Annotated in this window: 3 protein-coding genes and 1 pseudogene; 2 read left to right on the top strand and 2 right to left on the bottom strand. The window is 71.7% G+C overall.

Going from position 1 to position 2,765, the window contains the following annotated elements:
• Positions 1 to 337, bottom strand: a pseudogene (locus tag AB0G02_RS34260) (sensor histidine kinase); the annotation flags it as partial.
• Positions 338 to 341: 4 nt separating this feature from the next.
• Complete coding sequence (locus tag AB0G02_RS34255; protein WP_360802752.1) at positions 342 to 1,025, bottom strand: response regulator transcription factor; 684 nt, start codon at positions 1,023 to 1,025, stop codon at positions 342 to 344.
• 57 nt (positions 1,026 to 1,082) lie between these two features.
• Here AB0G02_RS34255 and AB0G02_RS34250 point away from each other — a divergent pair, with 57 nt between their 5' ends.
• Together AB0G02_RS34250 and AB0G02_RS34245 are read left to right on the top strand one after the other, a co-directional pair.
• Positions 1,083 to 1,808 (top strand): GAF and ANTAR domain-containing protein, encoded by a 726-nt coding sequence (locus AB0G02_RS34250; protein WP_360802749.1) that lies wholly within the window; start codon positions 1,083 to 1,085, stop codon positions 1,806 to 1,808.
• A gap of 135 nt (positions 1,809 to 1,943) precedes the next feature.
• Positions 1,944 to 2,657 carry a hypothetical protein gene (locus AB0G02_RS34245; protein WP_360802746.1) on the top strand — a complete coding sequence of 238 codons (714 nt, stop codon included), beginning with the start codon at positions 1,944 to 1,946 and terminating at the stop codon, positions 2,655 to 2,657.
• Positions 2,658 to 2,765: the final 108 nt, after the last annotated feature.

Raw genomic sequence — 2,765 nt, 5'->3', positions numbered from 1 at the left:
CGGGCTGGTTGCGCAGCGCGGCGTCCAGCACCCGCGCCAACGCCGGGTCGTCGGCCGTCAGACCCGCCTGCGCCACCGGCCGTCTGCGCGCGTCGACCACCACCACCGGGTCGCCGTACAGCTCGACGTACGCGGTGACCTCGTCCACCAGGGTGGCGCTGTCACCGGTGGTCTCGGCCTGCTGGGCGAGCGCCGCGAACCGGTCCAGGTCGCCGGTCCGGGTGAGCACGAACCGCTGCGTGCGCTCGGCGGCCGTGGCCGACAGCAGCGGCACGGCGAAGCCCGCCACGGCGGCGGCGGAGAACAGCAGCAGCACCAACAGCAGGCGGCGGCGCATCCGCTCACCCGTCCGACTTCTCGGCACCGCCCGGCGCCAGCCGGTAGCCGAACCCGCGGATGGTGGTCACCAGGCCCGGACGGCCCAACTTGGCCCGCAACCCCGCCAGGTGCACGTCCAGCGACCGGGACACGGCCAGGTACGCGTCGCCCCACACCTCGTCCATCAGCTGCTGGCGGCTCACCGCCGTGCCCGCCCGGCTGGCCAGCGCGGCGAGCACGTCGAACTCCTTGGTGGTCAACAAGACCTCCGCGTCACCGACCACCACCCGCCGACCCTCCAGGTCGATCTGCACGTCACCGACGCGCACCGTGCGGTCCTTCGGTCCGGTGAGCGCAGCGCTGCGCCGCGCGACCGCGTCCATCCTGGCCAGCAACTCACCGAGGCGGACCGGTTTCACCAGGTAGTCGTCGGCGCCGAGGCGCAGGCCGCGGACGATCGACCGCTCGTCACCTCGCGCCGTGAGAACGAGCACAGGCACCGGGGACACCTTCCGGACCTTGCGCAACACCTCCAGGCCGTCCGTGTCGGGCAGGCCCAGATCCAGCAGGAGCAGGTCGAACTCGCGGTGGACGAGGAGCGCGTCCGCGCCGCGCGCCACCCGGCTGGGACGGTGGTCGTTGGCCTCCAGCGCCTCGACGAGGGCGTCCGCGACCCCGTCGTCGTCCTCGACGAGCAGCACGCGCACCCCGTCACCCCCCTTTGGTTGGGGCGATTATGGCCTTCTGGGTGTAGACAGAGGGCTGTGAGCATCGAGGAACACGTCCCGGCCTCCCTGCTGGACGAGGCCAGCGAGGCGCTGGAGGAGCTGGCGGGCGTCCTGGCGGACGGGCAGAGCCTGAACGACGCCCTGCAGCAGTTGGCCGAGTCGGCGTCCCGGGTCATCCCGGACGCGGAGAACGTCAGCGTCACCGTGGTCGGCCCGCAGGGCGCGTCCACGGCGGCGGCGACCGACCGGAAGGTCGTGTCCATCGATGCCGACCAGTACGCCGCGGGCAACGGGCCGTGCCTGGAGGCCGTGCGGATCCAGCGCCCCGTCCGGGTGACGAGCGACGGCAGCCGGTCCCAGTGGCCCGAGTTCGCGGACGCCGCCGAGGCGGTCGGCGTGCGGGCGTACCTGTCCGCGCCGCTCGTGATCGAGCACGAGGTGCTCGGCGCGCTGAACATGTACAGCTCCGACGAACGGGCGTTCGACCCCTTCGACGAGGCGCTGGTGCGGCTGTTCGTCACCGCCGCGGCCACCTCGATCACCGGGTTCCGCCGGTACGACCGGGCCCGCCTGCTCATCGACCACCTCCAGCACGCGCTGGGGTCGCGCGCCGAGATCGACCAGGCCAAGGGCGTGCTGATGGCCGCGCACGGCATCGACGCCGACCAGGCGTTCGCCCGACTGGTGTCCGAGTCGCAGCAGCACAACACGAAGCTGCGCGAGGTCGCCCGCAACCTGCTCGCCTCGGTGAAGAGACCGTGATTGTCACGCCCCTGACAAAAATCGTTTCCTTGATTTGGTGTTCGGCACAGTTGTGAATTGACCGTCCCGAATGTTCCGACCGGCCGTTAGAGTGGCGGAGGAAGTCCCTTTTCCCATTCTGGTCCGAGGAGGAGCATGCGCAGGAACCGTGCCGCCGTGGCGGGTTTCGCCGTCGTGGTGTCCGCCGCGCTTTCCGCGTGCACCGGTGAGCCGACGTCGACGATGCGCTCGTTCGACACGCCGCAGGCGTTGGCCGAGGCGAACCGGGTGGCCGTCGAGGGCAGGAAGTCGGTGACCGTCGACCTCGACCTCGCGACCAACGGCAAGGGCAGCTGCGGGCTGCGCACCGACGACTTCGCGGCGTCGTGCCGGATCTCCATCGCGGACGCCGAGGAGGTCGCGTACGTGATGGTGCCCGCCGGCATCTTCGTGCGGATACCGCAGGGGCAGGCGCCGCAGCCGGACAAGCCGTGGCTCAGGATCGACCCGGACGACCCGGACAACGAGCTGAGCCGTGCCATGGCCGACGTCGCCGTGCACATCCGCGACACCGCCGACATCCGCAAGGCGCTGCCCGAGGGCGCGCGGATCGTGGACAAGGCCGAGGAGTCCGTGTCCGGCAAGCAGACCGTCCGCTACACCGCGAACGTGACGGTGAACGGGCAGGCGTCGGTGCTGAAGCTGTGGGTGGACGACCAGGACCTGCCGGTGAGGTCCGAGGTGCGCACGCCGGTCGAGGGCGGTGACACGGTGCAGGTGGTCGCGAACTACCGCGACTGGGGCGTGCCGGTCGACATCGCCCCGCCCACGCAGGATCAGATCGGGGAGCTGCCCGCGCTGCCGGGCTGACGTGTCGCGCGCGTCGTGGGGGCCCCGCCCCGTAAGCGGGGTGGGGGGCGGTAGGGGTGGTGGGGGAGGTGTTTGGTAGGGGCGGCCGCGGGGTGGGCGCCTCGTGTG

Origin of the sequence: Actinosynnema sp. NPDC023658 (assembly GCF_040639995.1) — a bacterium.
In the GTDB taxonomy this organism is placed as follows: Bacteria; Actinomycetota; Actinomycetes; order Mycobacteriales; family Pseudonocardiaceae; genus Actinosynnema.
Note: the sequence above shows the minus strand (reverse complement) of the source record. Positions and strands in the feature narration are given on the sequence as shown.